Below are 20,122 nucleotides of genomic sequence, written 5' to 3'. Positions count from 1 at the left end.
TCAGTTGGTGGTTTAGTTAGGGAAGTATTTCGTAAGCAAAGACGCCAAAGTTGACCGATGGCGATTGACAATGAAAAGCTTGGTGCGGTCGCTCAGTGTAAAGATTTTAATGAACTCGGTTTTGCCATCGAGCCTTATGTTTTTGAGTTCGCTAAAATTGCTTTTGATGAAGTCGAGGGTCTGCTGATTTTTTTCCGATACCACCACAACCTTGGTAATCGGCATCGCCTTCATTTTTTCGATTTCCGTTGCCGTAATGGGCGAGCCCATCCTGCTATAGGAATATTTGCGGTAGGTTTTGCGCAAATACTGCATATCCGCCTCCTTGTCTGTTACCATGTAGCGATAGGCGAACAAGTGGTTCAATTCTTTGTTCCAGTGCGCAAATTGGGTATCGTAAATACCAACGTAGGTTTTTACAAAAGCCTCATCCATTGGCTTTTTGGCATCGATGTAATTTTTTACCGTGGGATAGATGGCTTTGGCCATTGCCGCAATGTATTTGTTGGCATACCAATCGTCTTCTTCTATTTTTCCTTTGAGCTGTTCTGTTACATAGGCATTGCCCAAAGCGGTGGCCAGTACTTCGTTTAGTAGCAGCAAGGCATATTGGCTATTGGCTGATTTGGTTTGGTAAAACCATTGCTGCACATTGTTTTTCATAGCCAGCGACTGGTCGTTGTACACAATATGGTAGATTTCGTGCATGGCTACGCTAAACAGCGTCTGGTGGTCTTTGAGCCCTAATGATGCTTCGCAAATAGCTACATTGATAAACGCCCTGGCGCCCAAATTGCCTTTTTCGAGCGAGGGCAACAGACAGATTTCAAAGGGGACCTGCTTATCCCAACTGGTGTTATAGAAAGTCAGTCCCGTTTGAAAGTAATCGGCAAACTGGTTGGAGTTTACGTAATTTATCAAATTGTTTTTTTGTTTATCAAATGCCGCTTTATTTGGTTCGAAAACAAGCTCACGGTAGATGGACTGAAAATGCACTAAAATGGTTATAAAGGCCGAAAGATCTTCGTTTGGAATTAACCCCAACGATTTAGACCTGAATTCGTTAATCGTTTTGCTGGTGGCTAAATTCTTTTCCAATATATCTCTAGACATTAGGCCCACTTTTAATGGCACCGGATATTGGCTAAAAGGGTAGGTGTAATCCAAGCGGAGCTGTTCAAATGTGGCAATCTGTTTTTGGTTGGCTTCGGTAGCATAGGCAGATTTGGCGAAAATAGACTTGAGGTCATTGTCGGGGTAATTGTCTGAAAGCTTGCCGATAAAATCGTAGGTGGCATAAAGTTCCGAGTACTGTACGTTAAAGGAAACGCGGTCTTGGGCAAAAAGCCTGGCACTGGCAAAGAGCATTAATAAAAGAAGAGCAGTTGGTTTCATGAGGATGTTCGGTCGATGGTAAATAAATGCTTGTGCCGGCCAATGTACGAAATTATTCGTAAATAAATAATAGTCTTTGCCACAGATTTGGAGGGTTTGCTCTTTCAGCTTTACGCTTTATTCGCTATTTTTGGGCATGAATTTTATCATTACCGAAACGCTCAAGGCCATCAAAGAACTTTATAACCAAGAAGTTGACGAAAGCGTAATCAATCTGCAAGAAACACGTAAAGAGTTTGAAGGACAAGTAACCATCGTTGTTTTTCCGATTGTGCGATTCTCTAAGCAATCGCCAGAAGAAACTGCAAATGCAATTGGTCAATATTTGGTAGATCGGGTAGAGGTGGTGAGCGGTTTTAATGTGGTAAAAGGATTTTTGAACCTGAGCATTGCCCATAGCTATTGGCTCAATTTGCTGAACAAAGAATTGCTCAGTGCCGATTTTGGCCAAATCAAGCCTAATGGCAGCAAGGTAATGGTCGAATATTCATCGCCAAACACCAACAAACCCCTGCATTTGGGCCACGTGCGTAATAATTTGCTGGGCTATTCGGTAGCCGAGCTCTTGGGCGCTGCAGGCTATGAAGTAATCAAAGTTAATTTGGTGAACGATAGGGGCATCCATATCTGTAAATCGATGTTGGCCTGGCAAAAATGGGGCAACGGCGAAACGCCAGAAAACTCGGGCCTAAAAGGCGACCACTTGGTAGGGAAATACTATGTGGTGTTTGATAAGGAATACAAAAAAGAAATCGATGCATTGGTGAAAGCTGGCCAAACCGAAGACGAAGCCAAAAAGAATGCGCCATTGATCAAGGAAGCGCAACAAATGCTCTTGGCTTGGGAAGCTGGCGATGAAGCTATCATTGCGCTTTGGAAAAAGATGAACGGCTGGGTGTATGAGGGTTTTGAAGTAACCTATCAGAAGCTCGGGGTTGATTTTGATAAATACTATTACGAAAGCAATACTTACCTGCTAGGCAAGGATACGGTTGAAGAGGGATTGGCCAAAGGCGTTTTCTTTAAAAAAGAAGATGGTTCGGTATGGATCGACCTGACTGCCGAAGGGCTTGACCAAAAACTGGTATTGCGTGCCGATGGTACTTCGGTTTACATTACCCAAGATTTGGGTACTGCCCAAATGAAATACGACGATTTCCAAATGGACGAGTCGATTTATGTAGTGGGCAATGAGCAAGACTACCATTTTAAGGTGCTGTTCCTCATTTTAGAGAAATTGGGCAAGAGCTGGGCCAAAGGCTTGCATCACCTGTCATACGGCATGGTTGATTTGCCAAGTGGCAAAATGAAAAGCAGGGAAGGCACGGTAGTAGATGCCGACGACCTGATTGCCGAAATGGTAGACACTGCCAAGGAAAAAACAGAAACCTTAGGCAAAACCAACGATTTTACAGAAGACGAAAAAGCAAAGCTCTACAGCCAGATAGGCTTAGGTGCATTAAAATATTTCTTGTTAAAGGTTGAACCTAAGAAGCGTTTGCTGTTCGATCCTTCAGAATCGATCGATTTTCAAGGCAACACCGGACCGTTTATTCAGTATACACATGCCAGGATCAAATCTTTGCTCAGCAAGGCAAATCATCAGTTAACGGTCGACAGTGCGCTGTATACGGTAGCGTTGGCACCTACAGAGTTAGAAATGATCATGTTGTTGGCTAAATATCCAGAAGAACTGGTCAATGCGGCTAAAGCCTATAGTCCGGCTTTTATGGCTAATTATTTGTACGAGGTGGCTAAGTTGTTCAATAAGTTTTACCATGAAACACCACCAATTGTAAGGGAAGAAAATCAGGTATTGAAACAACACCGCTTAAATATCTGTAAGCTTACGGCCGATGTGCTCAAAAACGGCACACAATTATTGGGTATCCAGGTACCGGAGAGAATGTAATGAAGAGTTCGTTGGTTCACTGGCTGATTAGCTTACTAATCATTGGTTGATTAGCCTAGCGGATTCATTAATCATTTGTTATTACCTATAATAGAAAGTGCTAAATTAATCTTATGAAAAAAGCAATACTGGCTTTTTGGCTAATTGTTTTAAATATTTCAATTTCAAAAGCGCAACAGAAGATTGTCTTTAAAGACGATTTTGAAGATGATACTAATGATTGGAGATATGTTAACAATAAAGAATTTGTAGTTAAGTTAGAGGAAGGCAACCTATTTGTTAGTAAGGCTAATACGAATCGCGTAAATAATGGTTGTCTTTGGTACAAAAAAACAATTAACGATTTCAAGGCGGACCAAGATTTTTCCATCAAGTTTGACGTAAAGGTGCTTGAAAGAGAATTTGATTATGTAGACTTTGATTTTCAATGGGGTAGGATGCAAGAGGCTGACGGTGTTAAAATCAAATCTTTATATCAATTAGATTTTGGAAGAAGAGGCTTGCGACTGTCTAAATTTGAATGGCCAAAAGGATGGACATATTATTCTTGGTCTTATGAATTATTTGATAACAGTCTTTCACCAATTGAATTGAAACAGGATGATTTTAATAATTACGAAATTATTCAGGAGGGAAAGATATTGTTTGTGAAAATTAATGACAAGCTGGTTTACAAATACCCAATCGAGGTAAAGGTTGGAAGTGAAATTGGTTTTCAGAAATGTTTAAAAGGGGGTTGGCTAATGGATAATTTAGTCATTAAACAATAGAACTAATGGTTCAAGAATTAGTGCTCCTCTGTTTGGCTGCTTTTGCCGCTGGTTTTATCGATGCCATAGTAGGTGGAGGTGGCTTGTTGCAAACGCCTGCCATCTTGCTCATCTTACCCCATTATCCGGTTGCCACTTTATTAGGTACTACAAAAATCCCTTCCTTGGCCGGCACCAGTATTGCGGCTTATAAATACAGCAAACAGGTAAAGTTTAATTTTAAGGTCTTGCTGGCTTGCGCTTCTATGGCCTTTTTGGCAGCCCTATTGGGTGCCTATTCGGTAAGCATGATCAACAATCAAGTGATCAAGCCCGTTATTCTGGTGGTGCTGATCTGCGTTGCCATTTATACCTATTTCAACAAACAGTTCGGTATTCAAAAACACAAGAGCCATTCGGTAGCGCAACAGGTTGGCCTGGCTGCGGTTTTCGGACTGGTTATTGGTTTTTACGATGGATTGATTGGTCCGGGAACGGGCTCTTTCCTCATCTTGGTGTTTATCGCCGTATTGGGTTTCGATTTTATTGGGGCAAGCGCACACGCCAAAATGGTCAATATCGCCACTAACCTTGCGGCCATTATCTATTTCAGTTCTACCGGACATGTACTGTTTCAGTATGCCCTGCCCATGGCTGTTTTTAATATTGCTGGTGCATTTTTTGGCACAAGGCTGGCGCTACTCAAAGGCAATAAATTTGTAAGGGTCTTTTTCCTGATCGTTGTTTTCGGTACGATTTTAAAATTCGCTTTCGAACTTTTAAAATAAAGTCCTTAGTTCCTTAGCCATTAACTGATTCGATCCATTCTAGAAAAGGTAACAACAGGTTATAGGCCATCAACTCCTATTCCATCTCACATTTCCCATAATATGCTACGGACTTCAGACTTGGAACTACGGACTTCTTTTAACCCATCTTCCATTTCCCCTCTTACATCTTCTATATACACTTCGTGCTCCGGACTTCAGACTAACCTTGGACTCAAACCTACTTCTTATCAATCACCCCCGATTTGGTAGTTACAGGCCTCTTTTTCCTAAAACCAGGAAAGCTCATCGGACTTTTGCTCGGCCTTTCATCGCCCAATAACACGCCCCATTGTTTAAATGATTCCGTACGGTCGAAAATGATTTTGAGCACGGCAATAATAGGGAGGGAGAGGAACATGCCGGAAACTCCCGCTATGGCCCCGCCAATCAGCACGCCCAAAATTGAGAACAAGGCATTGATTTTTACTTTAGAGCCCACAATGCGTGGCATCAGGATGTTGTTGTCTAAAAATTGAACCGCTGCAATTACCCCTAAAACGGTCAGTACCGGCCAAAGCTCGGTTGAAGAAGTCAAGGTAAGCAATACGCCAATCAGGTTGCCAATCAGTGCGCCTACATAAGGGATCAGGTTCAAGATGGCAAAAATAACGCCGATCAGCAAGGCATGTTTAATGCCGAACAACATCAATAAGCCACCCAATAAAATGGTCATGTAGGTGATTTGGATCAGCAAACCAACCAAATAGCTTTTGATGATCGATTCAGTTTCGTAAACCACTTCTTTTACTTTGGGATGGTCGTCGGTTTTGAACCACATAAAGGTAAAACGAAGCAAAATATCTTTGTAAAAAAGGATCAGGTAGATATAAATAGGCAATAACCCCACAAACACAAACACGCCGCTTAGGGTTACGGCTGCGCCACTGGCTGCACGTCCGCCCATAGAGAGGAGGTCATCGCTTTTTTCCTTTAAAAAGGCTTCCTGTTTGGTGGTTTCTACGCCGGTAAGGTCTTTGATCCACTCTTTGAGCGATTGCAGGTGCTTGGCCACGTTTTGCTTGATCTGCGGAAAATCATCGGCCAAAATGCCGATCTGTGCCGAAAAGAACCATACAATGCCTCCGATAAAAACAAGTACAAACAAAATAGGAAGGATAATGGAAAGCGATTCTGGGAATTTATGCTTCCTTAAAAAACGGTAGATCGGTAAAAGCATAATGCTGATGAAAAATGCCATAATCACCGGCATAATGATGTCTCTGCCCAAAATCAGGATGGCAGCCACCAAAATAATGCCCAATAGTTCAATAGATCGCCTTACGGTTAGCGGTAATTCCTTCATAAGTAGTTTTTAGTTTATGTTTTTCCTGTAGTGTAACACGAATATAGCAAATTTGTTTGCGGCCTTAGCTGATTAGCTTGTTGGTTCATCGGTTGATTGGCTTATTAGTCATTGGTCGATTAGCTTATTGGTCATTCGTTTACCGCGAAGAAAATAGGGATGGAGGCAAACTTCCGACTTCTGACTTCGGACTCCCGACTTCTAAACTCAACCACGGACTTCCGACTTCGGACTCCCGACTTCTAACCCGTCTTCCATTTTACTCCAACCACAGACTTCAAACTGCGGACTCATTTAGCTATCTTTGCAATTCTTCCCATTCGCACATGAGCTACACTACAGATACCATTATTGCCTTGTCTACTCCTCCCGGAAGCGGTGCCATTGGCGTTATCCGTTTATCGGGTCCAGATGCCGTTAATTTAACCAATCAGGTTTTTAAGGGAAAGGACCTGAGCCAGCAGGCAACGCATACCTTGCATTTTGGGCTGATCAGCGATGGAGAAACGATCATTGATGAGGTGGTGGTGGGCTTGTACATCGCGCCCAAATCTTACACCAAAGAAAATGTGGTGGAGATTTCTTGCCATGGCTCTAATTACATTATCCAGCAGATTCTAAATTTGTTGATCAGAAAAGGGGCAAGGGCAGCCAAGCCTGGCGAATTTACCTTAAGGGCATTTTTAAATGGCGCTTTTGACTTGAGCCAGGCAGAGGCCGTGGCCGATTTGATTGCTTCTGATAGCAAGGCTTCGCACGATGTGGCCCTGCAACAGATGCGTGGCGGTTTTGCCAACGAACTGAAAGGCCTACGTGAGCAATTGATCCATTTTGCCTCAATGATCGAATTGGAACTCGATTTTGCCGAAGAGGATGTAGAGTTTGCCAACCGCGAGCAATTGCGCAACCTGATTATGCAGATCAACAAGGTATTGTATCGCTTGATTGCTTCTTTCGAAATGGGCAATGTACTCAAAAACGGCGTGCCTATTGTAATTGCCGGCCGGCCAAACGTGGGCAAATCTACCCTGCTCAATGCCTTGCTCAACGAAGAAAGGGCCATTGTATCAGACATTGCCGGCACCACCCGCGATACCATTGAAGATGAACTGAACATTAATGGGGTGATTTTCCGTTTCATCGATACGGCGGGCATCCGCGATACGGCTGATATCATCGAAGCCAAAGGCGTAGAACGCACCTTAGAACGCATGAAACAGGCCAAGCTGATTATTTACATGGCCGATGCTTTGCAAACGCCCGATGAACTGGCCGAACAGCTGCGTGATCTCAACAAACTGGCCATTCCTTATTTGGCCATCGTGAACAAGGCCGATCTGTTTACGCCCGAACAGCGTGAAGCTTTCGAACAGCAGGAGGTCTTATTTTTAGCAGCCAAAGAGGGCAAAGGCATCGAAGAATTAAAACAGCAGTTATTAGCCAAGGTGAACCTGCACCACATCAATACCAGCGAAACCTTGGTCAGCAATATCCGCCATGTAGAGGCGCTCAAAAATACCGAAACCGCTTTGCAAAGGGTATTGCAAAATATCGACAATCCGGTTACTTCCGATTTCTTGGCCATGGACATCAAGCAGGCGCTCCATTACCTGGGCGAAATTACCGGTACTGTAACGACTGATGATTTGCTGGAGAATATTTTTAACAAGTTTTGCATCGGAAAATAGCTACTGTAAAATCAGTAATAATATTCTCTCTAATCCCTTAGTAATCTGCTTATAAGGGATCATTTTTAAGCATGGGAAATTCATTCTTTTCCTTTGGAACGTGCTTTTAAAGAGGTATCATTAATACGTCAATTAGTACGGTAGTTTTGCTTGCAAAGGCTTTAGGTATTGAGACTTAACAGTTATTTGAGAATGTTTAGGTTAAAATATTTCTTCTTAGGAAACTAATACCGTAATTCATTCATTCATTCATTATTAACTTGTTGTTTCACTCTCATTTTAGTAGTATTGAACTTAGAATTAATACTTTTTATAAATGAGCAAATATACTAGGCAAGATTATTCCTTAATCACAACTTCAATAGAAAACATAAGGGATAATGTTAATGCCTCAACTCCTAGCGAAGCTTTTTACTTTATGGTTTTAGGGGATTTGTTTAATCTTCAAACAGATGAGATTCAAAGTTGCATAACTGATTCACATTATTTATCAAAGCAAGACGGATATAAAGGTCATGATAGAGGAATTGATGCTATATATATTGATGAATCTGTTAAAAATCCAGTCATACATTTATTTAACTTTAAACATGTTGGTAAATATGAAAAATCTCTTTCCAATTTTCCAAGTGGTGAAGTAGATAAAATTCTCAGCTTTCTTAGTCATTTATTTGAAGGAGAAAATGATGCTGTGTTTAAAAACTCAATTAATCAACTTTTGTATGAAAAGGTTCAGGAAATATGGGGTCTATTTGCTGAAAAATATCCTGTTTTTGTGATTCATTTGGTTTCAAATGGCTCTTTGCCTCTAGAAAGTGGAGAACAACAAAGGTTTCAAAAACAGTTAGAGTCATATAGTAACATTGAGCTTAGGTATTTTTTAGCTCAGGATATTGTTGCCAAACTTACGGGCAAACATAGAAAGATAATTAACGCCAAAATTCAAGTAAGTAAAAAAGATTTATTTGAGCAATCTGGTGGGGATACGAGAGCATTAATAATAAATCTAGGTGTATTAGATTGCATTAGAATAGTTTTAAATCAAGAGGATTTAAGAATGGAAGCAAATCTTGATGACTTCTCAAGATTAAAAGATAGCGAAATTTGTGAAGATGCTTTTGATGATAACGTAAGGGTTTATTTGAAGCAAAGGCCTCGAATCAACCAAAATATCAAGCGAACTGTGCTGTCAGATGATAGTTCCAAGTTTTTCTATTATAATAATGGAATAACAATCACTTGCAAAGAGCTAATCTATAACTTAAATCCTTCTTTGCCATTAATTGAATTAAAAGACATACAAGTTGTTAATGGCAGCCAAACTATTCACGCATTATATGACGCCTTAAAAGAAAATTATAGCAAACTAGAGACTGCTACTGTGTTGTGCAGGATTTATGAAATTAAAAGTAGGGAATTAAGCGGTAAAATTGCCCAATTTACTAATAGTCAAAACCCAGTAAATAATAGGGATATAAAATCAATTGATTATGTACAATTAAAGCTGGAGCAAGAATTTAAGCTAAAGGGTTATTTTTATGAAAGAAAGAAGAATCAGTTTGCAGATGAGGCAAAAAATGCACGTTTAGATTCGGAAAAGGTGGGTCAGGTGCTAATGAGTTTTTATAATAATAGTCCGTATGAAGCAAAAAATTCAAAGGCCTCTATTTTTGCGGAAGAGTACGATAAAGTTTTTAGTGAAGATATAGATACAGATAAAGTTTTACTTGCCTACAAATTGTTTGAATTTATTGAAGATAAAAAAAATAAAAAAAGACCTGAACTGTTCACTAATGAAAGTATATATGAAGAAAAATCATATATCATTTATGCTAGTTTATACATTCTTTACTTCGTAAAGGAGCTAGCTTTAAAAAATAATATTGAAATAAATTATAAAAATTTAAATCTATTGGAGGCTCTCTACCCTAAAGCGATTGAATTAACTGAGCGGATTAACAAAATTGGTAAGATTAAATTTAAAAGTGAAAATAGAAGCTTCGCCTTTAATACATTTTATAAGTCACCATTACCCATTATAATTTTTAATTCTCTTGATAGGGAGTCTAAGTTAAGTGACATAAGTTCAATTAAAGATAAAGTTGAGGCATATGGTGATAATGTGTATGTATTAATAAATAAGAATAAGAGTTTAGTTGCCTATGGCGAACCTTCTATTAAGGGCTTTAAAGTGCTTGCCAAAAGCGATATGAGTTTAGATAACTCTCCATCACTAACTGGCAGTCAAACTGTATTGAGAAATTCGTTGATTGAAAAAAAGATTGTCGCTTTAGATAAAGGTAAATATACCTTTACAGAGGACTACATATTTTCTAGTTCTTCCTTGGCTGCAAATGTAATTAATGGCTATTCATCAAATGGACGTGTTATCTGGAAAAACTCCAACGGTATTTCTTTAAAAGATTTTGAAGTTAAAAAATAGTTAAAAGGAGGGTGCGTTTGGGGAAAATATTAAGTATTAGTTAAAATGGGTGTAAATGTTATATCTTTGTCCACATTTTTGACTGAATGGTATTTAAAGATTTATCCTTATTAAGAAGCGGAATAGATAATGCAATTGTTTCATTTGCAGATGGCACTAAATTTATAGCTGAGAAAAAGGGTAATATGATTAAGTATACAATTGACGTGCCGAATGAGAAACAGGCTTTGTTAAGTGTTTTTCCTATCAAAGATGGAACGACAACTTTAAATGCTACTGTAGGCAAGAATGTAGATTTGTCTTTGAAAATTGCTTATCACGTCATTAAGGAATGCGAAGTTCCGTCTGTTGACAATAAGATATTGACTGTTCGTAAGATGACAGATGATGAATTTGAAGCTTTGCTTGAATATGTTTCAGGTCATCATATATCATTAACACACGAAAAGGATTTAAAACTTGGTAAACAATATAAATTAGAGTGGCACGAAGGCGGTACAGTTTTCATAAATAGATTTAATACTGGTCTATTTTCAGTTCAAGGAACCAGCAACATTTTGAAAAATGTCGTAATTGAAGGACTAACGAATTTACTCCCATATAAAGATGTTATTGATATTCAACTTGAACAGTTTAAAGCTAAATCGAAAGCTGACGATGTTCTAAATGATTTGAAAAAAATTATTCCTAGTTCATTTGATTATTTAGGTAATACCTTACAGGTAATAATTAGTCCAGCATTGATTTTACGAAAAAGTGGCTTAGAATTATTAGAGTATTCATCATATACTTTTCCTGCTTTAAAAGGCTTGGAAGGGTATATCAAGAAACTATTTTTGGATAATGGAGTGGAAGTTATAGGGCCAACGCTTGCACCATATATAGATGCTGGAAAAGTTAGACAAGAACACGTAGATGTAATTAAAAATCTTAAAATTATTAAGGCTATCGAAGACTGTTATGCTTATTATAAAGGTAATCGGCATACTTTATTTCATATAGATGGTACGATTATTGGAACAAAAGTAATTGATGATATTGATGTTGCTGATGAAACAATTAATGAAACACTTCATCTAATTGAAAGTTCATACAGTGAAATAATACAATGACGACCAGTTCAAATATGTACGATGCAATAAAATTTGACAATAGCTTTATCTATATAATAGCTAATGGAAATGTTTTATTGTCTGAACTCATAAATGATGTTAATTCAAATTTCATCAAAAATGAGTTTCAAGGAACGATTGTTTTTGATATGCTTATTGTAAATGGTAATAACAAAAGACGATTTTTCCAATCATTTGCGAATAATGATTACATTAAGTTTAAGAATGTTGAGTTGATAGAAACAGTTCCTGAGGAAATTATCGATATTTCAAATAAATATTTAAAGGATCACATTGATATTTTGTATCATGGTGGGCTATCCAAATATGAAATTAATAAGATTAAAAAATCTTTATTAGATTAAATCTTCTCTTTAGTCATTCATTTATTGAATAAAAAGTTCTTCATAAAAGTGTTTTTGTCTCTATGCTCCTATAATTGTGAGGTAAATCACATTAATGTGATATATAGGTTTTGTAAAAATTCTGCATCGGGAAGTAACTATTTTACAAACTAAATGTATTGGATAAGCAAAAAAAAATGCTTAAATAATGACATTTGTGATTGTTGCCAACCTAATTATAATTGAACTCAATATCAATTTGCCATTAAAAATGCAGTTGAAGAACTCAGTGATAGCAGGGACAATTAACTGATCACATTTTTCAGATCACAATTAATGTGAGCAAAAAGAATGGGCTAAAGATATCGAGGTCGGAAGTATTTCTATTTTAGCAAACAGCTTCCGTAAAGTTTAGGAGATTCCAATATCAAGACCCTAATCGATTAGTCGAAGGTATAGAGAAAGTCATATTGAAAATGTTATTATGACTGAATAAGGCTAATTTCAAAGCATGGCTTTTCTCTGTAAGCCATTTGGTTGAGAAGTATTCATTTCTTACAAAAAATAACTAAATTAGACAAAGTCTTTTTTAAGATTATAATGAAAATGAAAACGCTCTTCTCTACCTTTTTATTTCAGGTTATCGGTATTTTGGTTTTTGCCCAAAGCCCTACCAATTCGAGAAATTATGTAATGGAAACAACGGTAAAAGCAAGCGGAGTTACCGATGTTTCACAATTAGCCACTTTAGATGTAGATTTTGCCAACCGTAGCGTAACCTATTTTGACGGTCTTGGAAGGCCAATTCAAACTGTTCAATGGAAAGCAACTCCGAACAGAAAAGACATTGTACAGTTTATGGTCTACGATGCGCTAGGGAGAGAAGCGGTTAAATATCTTCCCTACGCAGAACAGGTAAGCAATAATGGGAGCTTTAAGGATTTGGCATTAGCCAACCAGACAAGTTTCTACGGTACGGGAAGCTGGGATGCAAATGTTGCAAGAAGTCAACATCCCTTCAAAAAAACAGTTTTTGAATCATCTCCGCTCAACAGGGTTTTGGAGCAGGGCGCAGAAGGTGCTTCTTGGCAACCTTACAGTGCCAGTATACCAAATTCGGGCCACACGATTAAAACAGATAGCAAATTCAATTCCATTAACGAAGTACTTGACTGGACGATAACAGGCTCTGGTGCAACGGCTTCTTCAAGTTTTCTGCCGAACACACTATTTAAGACGATAGGTAAAGACGAAAACTGGACAAGCGGAAAGGACGGTATTGTAGAAGAGTTCAAGGACATGGAGGGAAGACTAGTTCTAAAGAGGATTTGGCAGAATGAAAGCACAGCTTTGTCCACTTATTATGTGTATGATGAAATTGGAAACCTGAGATATGTAATCCCACCTGCAGTTTCTTTGACAACCTTTACAGAGACTGATGCTGTTTTTAAGAATTTGATCTATGGCTATCACCATGATGGCAGAAAAAGGGTCGTAGAAAAGAAAATCCCTGGAAAGGGCTGGGATCATCTGGTATATAATAAGCTTGACCAGATTGTAATGACTCAAGACAGTGTCCAACGATTTAATAGCAAATGGTCCTTTATCAAGTATGATGCAATCGGGAGAGCAATAATAACTGGAACTGCAAATAGTTCATCTGACCGAGCATCATTACAAGCAAGTAGTGATGGTCAATCTGTACTTTGGGAAAGCAGAGACGATGCCAACAGCAACGGCACTGGCACAGGCTATACGAATCTCACTCTTCCTGTTGTCGCAATAGCCGAATACCTTAACATCAGCTATTACGACGACTACAATTTCTACGGAAATAGCTTTGGCCAACCCATTCCTCCTCAGGTTGCAGATGGGCGGACTAGAAGTCTCGCTACCGGAACAAGGATTGGTATATTAGGAAGTGGCAACGGGTTACTTACCGTTAATTATTACGACAACAAGAGTAGGATCGTACAGACCAAAAGTGAAAACCACTTGGGCGGTATCGATATTGTTGATAATGTTTACAATTTCGCGGGAGAACTAACGGCCAGTACAAGAACGCATGCGGCCAACGGTGCAACTACTGTTATAGCCAATTCTTACACTTATGACCATGCAGGACGCAAGGTAAGCACCAAGGAAAACATAAACAACCAAGGTGAGGTTATACTCTACAGGCTTGATTACAATGAAATTGGACAGCTAAAGCAGAAGAGTTTACACAGTGCGGACAATGGGGCTACCTTTCTGCAATTGACAAAATTCTCTAACAACGAGCGGGGATGGCTTACCGGCAGTACTTCTCCCGAGCTAAATATCAGGCTGGGCTATGATACGACTGCCAATCCACAATATAACGGGAATATCAGCACGCAGTTATGGGGTACTAGTTTCGGGAATAAATTCATATATGCTTACGATAAGCTGAGCAGGCTGACAAATGCAACAAGTACTGGTATTTATATGAGCGAGGTAATAGGCTACGATGCAATGGGAAACATTAGCTCGCTGAGCAGGGACGGTGCAACTACGGGTATTTACAATTATACAGGCAATCAATTATACAACATTACAGGAGGGCCTTTTGCTACTTGGAACTATGTCTATGACGGCAACGGCAATGCGACCACTGCGACCGTTGGCTCAGCAAGAACAGCGGTGACGATGGGCTACAACCAATTAAATCTTCCTGTTACCGTAACAGGTTCGGGTATCAGTCTATCTTATGTTTACAATGCCGTAGGGCAAAAACTGAGAAAGACGAATGGCTCAACTGGGGCTATATCAGACTATGTAAATGGCATTCAATACAAAAACGGCTCAATAGATTTTATTCAGACGGAGGAAGGAATCGCAAGAAACAGCAGTGGAAGTTATAGCTATGAATATAACCTCACAGACCATCTTGGAAACGTGAGGTACACATTTAATAAACATCCAACCACAGGAGCCTTACAAAAACTACAGGAAGATGATTACTATGCCTTTGGACAAAGAAAATCTGCCCTATTTGGCAACAACAAATATCTTTATAACGGAAAGGAGCTACAGGAAGAACTGGAGCAGTACGATTATGGTGCACGGTTTTATGACCCTTTGATAGGAAGATGGAATGTAATTGATCCCTTGGCTGAAAAAATGAGAAGGTATTCACCTTACAACTATGCGTTTAACAATCCAATAAGGTTTATCGATCCCGATGGAATGGCACCTGTTTGGAAGCCACAAGTTATAAACAATAAGCTTCAGGTGGTAGCAGAAAAAGGTGACAATGCGCAGACCCTAGCAAAATATCTTAACGTTAGCCAAGCCAAAGCTACTGAACTCTATAAGTCAATGGGCAATGGAAGAATAGCCTTGACGGATGATATAGCTGGAGTAAAAGCAATTAACTCAACAATAAGCCATGCGACTAAAAATCCTGATTCATATGGAAGTGGAGGACTATTTGCCGGCCTATATCAACCAAAAAACTATAACTGTTATGAATGTTCTTTAGCTGTGTCCAGCAATGAGAAACCTAATTTTACGGAAAGTAGGGCACCTGAAAACAGTGATTTTGCAAGCCTTCTTAGCAGAGATTATACCGAGATAACAGGAAAAACAAGTCAATATTCTTTTGGCAAGACTGTTTTAAGCTTTAATGAGAAAAGTTGGAATATGATCGACGGAACGATAGAAACACCAATTCACACGGCTATATATCTAGGAAAATCTAATGATGGTACTGTTTATACTTGGAGCAAAAACGGTTGGTTCGTGGTTCCCGCTATCCAAACTGAAAAAAAACTGGAAACAGATGTTTATGATTCTACTGATAAAGTAAGATATTATAATAAAAACTAACTTATGAAAAAAGTGATATATTTTTTAGCAGGTCTAATTTCTTTAATGATAGTTGCCATAGCTATATTAATGTTTAAGCAAAAGTGGTTTTCCTACATGAATGAAATAGGTATATTGTCAATGTTGCTAATAGCACTGTTGTTTAAAAATAGAATAACCTGGTGTATAGCTTTAATTATATGTTTGGTGGGAATATATAATTTGGGTGTGATCCAGCCTAAATACAGTTCGCCAACTATTTTCAACCCTCTTGAAACGCTTTATTTTAATACGTTTTATAAAGTCTTCAGCAACACACAGGTTTTACGGATTGTATTCTTTTTTCAATTAGGGTTTTACTGCCTTATACTCTTTGCTATATCAAAAAAGACAGGTCGTAATCAATATTTTGCCAAATTAGTCTAAAAATAAGATCATTATGAAAAGTTTGGGAAAGGTTTTGCTTGGAATAGCTATTTCTATCCTATTTTTTCAACTCTTTACCATAGTACGGGATAGGTTAACGTTCAGGCAGAGCAATTGCCTGATCTTATCATTGATAATTGTTGCATCATTACTTCCAGAAAAACTTTCGAGAATATCGTTATTGGTTATCTCAGTTTGTGGAATTGGGATTATGTTTTATTATGGTCGTACAGCAGCGGTGCCCACTAGGATGGAATTTACTTATGGAGTAAATCTTGCCCTTTTTGAAAGTAGTGAAAGATCAACATGGAAATTTTTAATACATATATTTCCATTTTATTTCTATTTAGCGCAGATTATATTAACAGCCGTTTTCTTTCTTAAAAGAAAAAAAACTCTTGTTCCTTAAACTTGAGGGACTCTTTAACAATAAATAACAGCAAAATGACTATAAATCAATCACATTTTATTACTCTATCTAAAATTCCTGCCCTTGTAGAATACGGATGGTGTAGCCTCCTGCTGCTGTCCTGGGCTTGAAGAGGAATGCGGCGCACTTCTTTCATCCGCTCTAGAAAGAGTCAATACCGGCAGATCTTCATCTTGTGTGGATGTTAGTTCTTTCAATAACCCTGTATTTTCCAGCTAATGTCTCGAATGCCCCTCTTTTTTGTATAGAACAACCCTTAGCAATCTTAGCCGATTGATTAGCTTTGTAGGACTGCTCCACAAAGCACCCAAACAATAGAGCATTACCCAGCACGGATGGGGCGCAAGATCCGCAGAGCCACAACCTTAACAGCAATACAATGAGAAACCTGATTTTTTTTATGCACACCTCGCTCGACGGTTTTGTAGCCGGGCCCAATGGAGAAATGAACTGGATTAAAGTAGACGAAGAGTTGTTTGACTTTGTAGGCACCATGACCGACAATGCCGATGCGGCACTTTACGGGCGGGTAACCTACGAAATGATGCAAAGCTATTGGCCTACGGCTGGCGACGATCCGAATGCATCAAAACACGACAAACAACATGCAGCCTGGTACAATAAAATTCCAAAAATTGTGCTGTCGAAAACCCTCAACCAAAAAGAACTGAACAATACCACCGTAATCAGCGACCAGCTTGCCGCAAACATCAATGGCCTAAAAAACCAGAAAGGCGCCAACATTTTGATTTTTGGAAGTCCCCGTGCCTCGCATTCCCTCTTGGGCGAAGGGCTGATAGACGAATTCTGGTTATTTGTAAACCCTATCTTACTTGGCCAGGGGATTCCGGTATTTAAAGGAATTAAAGAAACCACAAAGCTGGAACTGATTGAAACAAAAACCTTTTCGAGCGGTGTCATTGCACTTCATTACGGTACCACCGAAATTAAGGGTGCTGGTAGTCCTGTAAATAATGCCCCAAAAAAGGGGAGCAATTGGGCTAAGAACCCAAGAATAAAATATTTCCCGCTTAGGGGAAATATTTTTTCAAAGCTTATTGCCAATTAACGCAGGATAATGATTAATTGTTGATAAATTGTGCCGGTCATTTCTTTCCTGCTGGAGGGGAGCCGACACGATGCCTTTGGCGTCGCGAAAAAAAATACAGGAAATCAAAAAAAGAAGATGAAAAATTCTCAAAAACTAATCATTAGTCTGCTCATGTTTGTCCTTACTGCGGTAGGGATGACTGTTTGGTACATCAGCGATCGGCTATCGGTTAAATTTGAGCTCAAATCAACCCTCAGTGTGTTAACCCAAATAGGATTGCCTGCGGGAGTAATCATGGCATTGCTGTTTTTGCTGGTGGTATTTTGCCTGAAAAAAATAAAAAATCCCTTCCTCATCACGCTCGCCATGAGTTTGGTGTTCCTCTTATTTCTCTTTTTGGCCTATTGGTTCATTTTGCACATGGTCTTTTATAATCTCGACGATAAGGAACCATTCATCAGCCAGTTGTTTGATTTTTAAAAATCAAAGCTGGTGTCTTTTTATAGCGAAAGGGCTGTGCACCGTCATCTCCATGTTGAGCGCCAGCTTGTATGGCATTAATATCTAGCCAAGAACAGGTTAGGGGTATAGGTGGCTAAATTGGAGTATAGGGAAAGGCGCCAAAAACCTATCACCAGAAATGGAAAAGAAATTTTATCGGGGTTTTAATGTTTCTTTTAGGTTTTCTAACAATTGCCTGAAATATGCTGACCCAAGAATTCGACCAATTTGTAAAGAACCGGTAAGTGTAGCCACCCAAAAACCTGCAAGTTGCACGGCAGCGCCCTTGAATTTAAAATGGCCCAATTTGCGGCCCGTCTCAAATGTATCCACTAGCCAATCTAATACAAAATCAAGATAGGCCTTTGCTCCGTTTTGTATTTTCTCCGGAATTTCATTAAAGGCCGAACTAAATGTACCGATCACGCACATCTTGTTACGGTCATCAAAATAGCTGTTGTAGTTTTGGATGAAGGCTTCGATTTTTTTCATAGGGGCTTCGTTTGCTACCCGATTCATCATCTGGGTAAAATCTTCCCTGTCTTTATCGATCACGGCAAGTCCCAGGTCTTCCTTTGCCGGGTAATAATAATGGATCGCCGCATTTTTGATCTCCAACTCCGTAGCGATCTGTTTATAGTTAAACGAATGGTAGCCCCCATGTTGAATAAAAGCTCTTCCCAACTCTACTATTTTTTCTTTCGTTGCACCAGTTGCCATAATCACAAATTAGCTGCAAAGATACCTACTTACAAGTAAGTAACCAAGCTGGAGCCTTTCACTTGTAAGCCGAGGTAGGAAAACCTTGTGCAAATTGTAATGCTCTACTTTGATTGTCAAACCCAGGTAAGGATTGGAGGACATTGGCAACAAATACTTATTAATATTTACTTACTTATATGTAAGTAAATATATTTGTGGTACTAAAGCTTGATAGGCCATAATAGCGGGTTTAGATAGGCTAAGCTGCAGCTAGGCAAATGACAGCTGCCAGCCATTACAATAATTGAAATTAAAATAGAACACATGCAAGAAAGAAAAAAAATGGGTACTGCCGTAGTTACGGGAGCATCATCAGGGCTCGGCGCAGTATATGCGGAAAGACTAGCCGAAAGCGGCTATGACCTTAAGCTTGTTGCCCGTAGGGCTGAGCGCTTGGAAGTACTTGCCAGCAAGCTTCGCAATCGGTTTGGGGTAAAAGTGACCAATATCACCGCAGACCTGGGTTCGGCAGCAGATTTGCAATCACTCGCAACCCAGCTCGCCAGTGATGAGGAAATTACGATGCTGATCAATAATGCGGGAACTTCTACATTGGGAAACTTTACCGAAACGCCTGCCGAAAAGCAAGTTGCAATGATCGAGGTAAATATTACTGCACTAACCGTATTGTCAAATGCCGTATTAAAGGGATTTAAAGAACGTAATCAAGGGATATTGGTCAACATTGCATCTGTGCTGGGCTACCATACCTTACCCATCAGTGCAATATACAGTGGAACCAAAGCCTTTGTGGTACATTTCACAAACGGTTTGCAACAAGAATTTAAAGATACCAACGTTACCATTCAGCTGGTGCTACCAGCCAGTACCGCAACAGAGATTTGGGAGGTAGGCGGAGTTCCTATATCAGCCCTCGACCCAGAAACAGTAATGACCGTAGACAACTGCGTTGACGCCTCTTTGGCCGGACTGAACCTGAAAGAGCAGGCTACTTGGCCATCGCTTGAAGACAACACACGTTATAAGGCTTATGAGGAGGCAAGGCTAGCCCTGTTCAAGGCTACCCAGACAAAAAAAACGGCTTCGAGATATCAAGTAAGCCAATAAGGATCAACACCAATTTTTTGTGGCCCTATCGTCTTCATACAAAGCCTTCCCTTACAAGAAGGCTTTGTATTTTAATCGGTCACTGCAACTTAGCCAAGCTTTTCAATAAATGGCTAAATATACCACATCCCCAGGGTGTAAAAACTGTCTAGGAACGCTGAAAGTAAGATTCAATAACTTTTTCGTTGCACAGCCAAATTTGTACCTTTCTTTTTTTTGATCTTAAGTAACTTTGAAAGGCAAGGCTTTCTTGCGTCCCCCTATTGTTCAACTATTAACG

The 20,122-nt window shown here is 39.3% G+C and carries 14 protein-coding genes; 11 read left to right on the top strand and 3 right to left on the bottom strand.

Annotated elements, in window-relative coordinates:
- Positions 1 to 12: 12 nt before the first annotated feature.
- Complete coding sequence (locus AC570H_RS08590; RefSeq protein WP_497353708.1) at positions 13 to 1,395, bottom strand: hypothetical protein; 1,383 nt, start codon at positions 1,393 to 1,395, stop codon at positions 13 to 15.
- Positions 1,396 to 1,531: 136 nt separating this feature from the next.
- Between AC570H_RS08590 and argS the strand changes: the two genes are divergently transcribed.
- From argS to AC570H_RS08575, 3 genes are all read left to right on the top strand, one after another.
- The gene (argS, locus tag AC570H_RS08585; protein ID WP_497353707.1) at positions 1,532 to 3,307 is read left to right on the top strand and encodes an arginine--tRNA ligase; all 1,776 of its coding nucleotides are present in this window, start codon (positions 1,532 to 1,534) and stop codon (positions 3,305 to 3,307) included.
- Between the two features lie 113 nt (positions 3,308 to 3,420).
- Positions 3,421 to 4,077 (top strand): hypothetical protein, encoded by a 657-nt coding sequence (locus AC570H_RS08580; RefSeq protein WP_497353705.1) that lies wholly within the window; start codon positions 3,421 to 3,423, stop codon positions 4,075 to 4,077.
- 5 nt (positions 4,078 to 4,082) lie between these two features.
- Positions 4,083 to 4,844 carry a sulfite exporter TauE/SafE family protein gene (locus tag AC570H_RS08575; protein ID WP_497353703.1) on the top strand — a complete coding sequence of 254 codons (762 nt, stop codon included), beginning with the start codon at positions 4,083 to 4,085 and terminating at the stop codon, positions 4,842 to 4,844.
- Between the two features lie 220 nt (positions 4,845 to 5,064).
- Here AC570H_RS08575 and AC570H_RS08570 read toward each other — a convergent pair whose 3' ends face one another.
- Positions 5,065 to 6,189, bottom strand: coding sequence for an AI-2E family transporter (locus AC570H_RS08570; RefSeq protein WP_497353701.1), 1,125 nt, complete (start codon positions 6,187 to 6,189; stop codon positions 5,065 to 5,067).
- Between the two features lie 326 nt (positions 6,190 to 6,515).
- Between AC570H_RS08570 and mnmE the strand changes: the two genes are divergently transcribed.
- The 7 genes from mnmE to AC570H_RS08535 all read left to right on the top strand — a co-directional run bounded on the left by mnmE (position 6,516) and on the right by AC570H_RS08535 (position 17,991).
- Positions 6,516 to 7,877, top strand: a complete 1,362-nt coding sequence (gene mnmE, locus AC570H_RS08565) for a tRNA uridine-5-carboxymethylaminomethyl(34) synthesis GTPase MnmE (protein ID WP_497353699.1) — start codon at positions 6,516 to 6,518, stop codon at positions 7,875 to 7,877.
- 316 nt (positions 7,878 to 8,193) lie between these two features.
- Positions 8,194 to 10,320: an AIPR family protein gene (locus tag AC570H_RS08560; RefSeq protein WP_497353697.1), complete on the top strand. Its 2,127-nt coding sequence runs from the start codon at positions 8,194 to 8,196 to the stop codon at positions 10,318 to 10,320.
- Between the two features lie 86 nt (positions 10,321 to 10,406).
- Positions 10,407 to 11,432, top strand: coding sequence for a type II toxin-antitoxin system RnlA family toxin (locus AC570H_RS08555; protein WP_497353695.1), 1,026 nt, complete (start codon positions 10,407 to 10,409; stop codon positions 11,430 to 11,432).
- A 14-nt stretch (positions 11,433 to 11,446) separates the two neighbouring features.
- Positions 11,447 to 11,797, top strand: coding sequence for a type II toxin-antitoxin system RnlB family antitoxin (locus AC570H_RS08550; protein WP_497353693.1), 351 nt, complete (start codon positions 11,447 to 11,449; stop codon positions 11,795 to 11,797).
- 585 nt (positions 11,798 to 12,382) lie between these two features.
- Complete coding sequence (locus tag AC570H_RS08545) at positions 12,383 to 15,625, top strand: DUF6443 domain-containing protein (protein WP_497353691.1); 3,243 nt, start codon at positions 12,383 to 12,385, stop codon at positions 15,623 to 15,625.
- Positions 15,626 to 16,839: 1,214 nt separating this feature from the next.
- Positions 16,840 to 17,529 (top strand): dihydrofolate reductase family protein, encoded by a 690-nt coding sequence (locus AC570H_RS08540; RefSeq protein ID WP_497353689.1) that lies wholly within the window; start codon positions 16,840 to 16,842, stop codon positions 17,527 to 17,529.
- A gap of 117 nt (positions 17,530 to 17,646) precedes the next feature.
- Entirely contained in the window at positions 17,647 to 17,991 is a 345-nt protein-coding gene (locus AC570H_RS08535) for a hypothetical protein (RefSeq protein WP_497353687.1), read from the top strand.
- A 174-nt stretch (positions 17,992 to 18,165) separates the two neighbouring features.
- Here the strand turns inward: AC570H_RS08535 and AC570H_RS08530 are convergent, their stop codons facing one another.
- Positions 18,166 to 18,732 (bottom strand): TetR/AcrR family transcriptional regulator, encoded by a 567-nt coding sequence (locus AC570H_RS08530; protein WP_497353685.1) that lies wholly within the window; start codon positions 18,730 to 18,732, stop codon positions 18,166 to 18,168.
- 306 nt (positions 18,733 to 19,038) lie between these two features.
- Between AC570H_RS08530 and AC570H_RS08525 the strand changes: the two genes are divergently transcribed.
- On the top strand, positions 19,039 to 19,842 hold the full coding sequence (locus tag AC570H_RS08525) for an SDR family NAD(P)-dependent oxidoreductase (RefSeq protein WP_497353683.1): 804 nt from the start codon (positions 19,039 to 19,041) through the stop codon (positions 19,840 to 19,842).
- Positions 19,843 to 20,122: the final 280 nt, after the last annotated feature.

This window comes from Pedobacter sp. B4419, from assembly GCF_059693725.1.
Note: the sequence above shows the minus strand (reverse complement) of the source record. Positions and strands in the feature narration are given on the sequence as shown.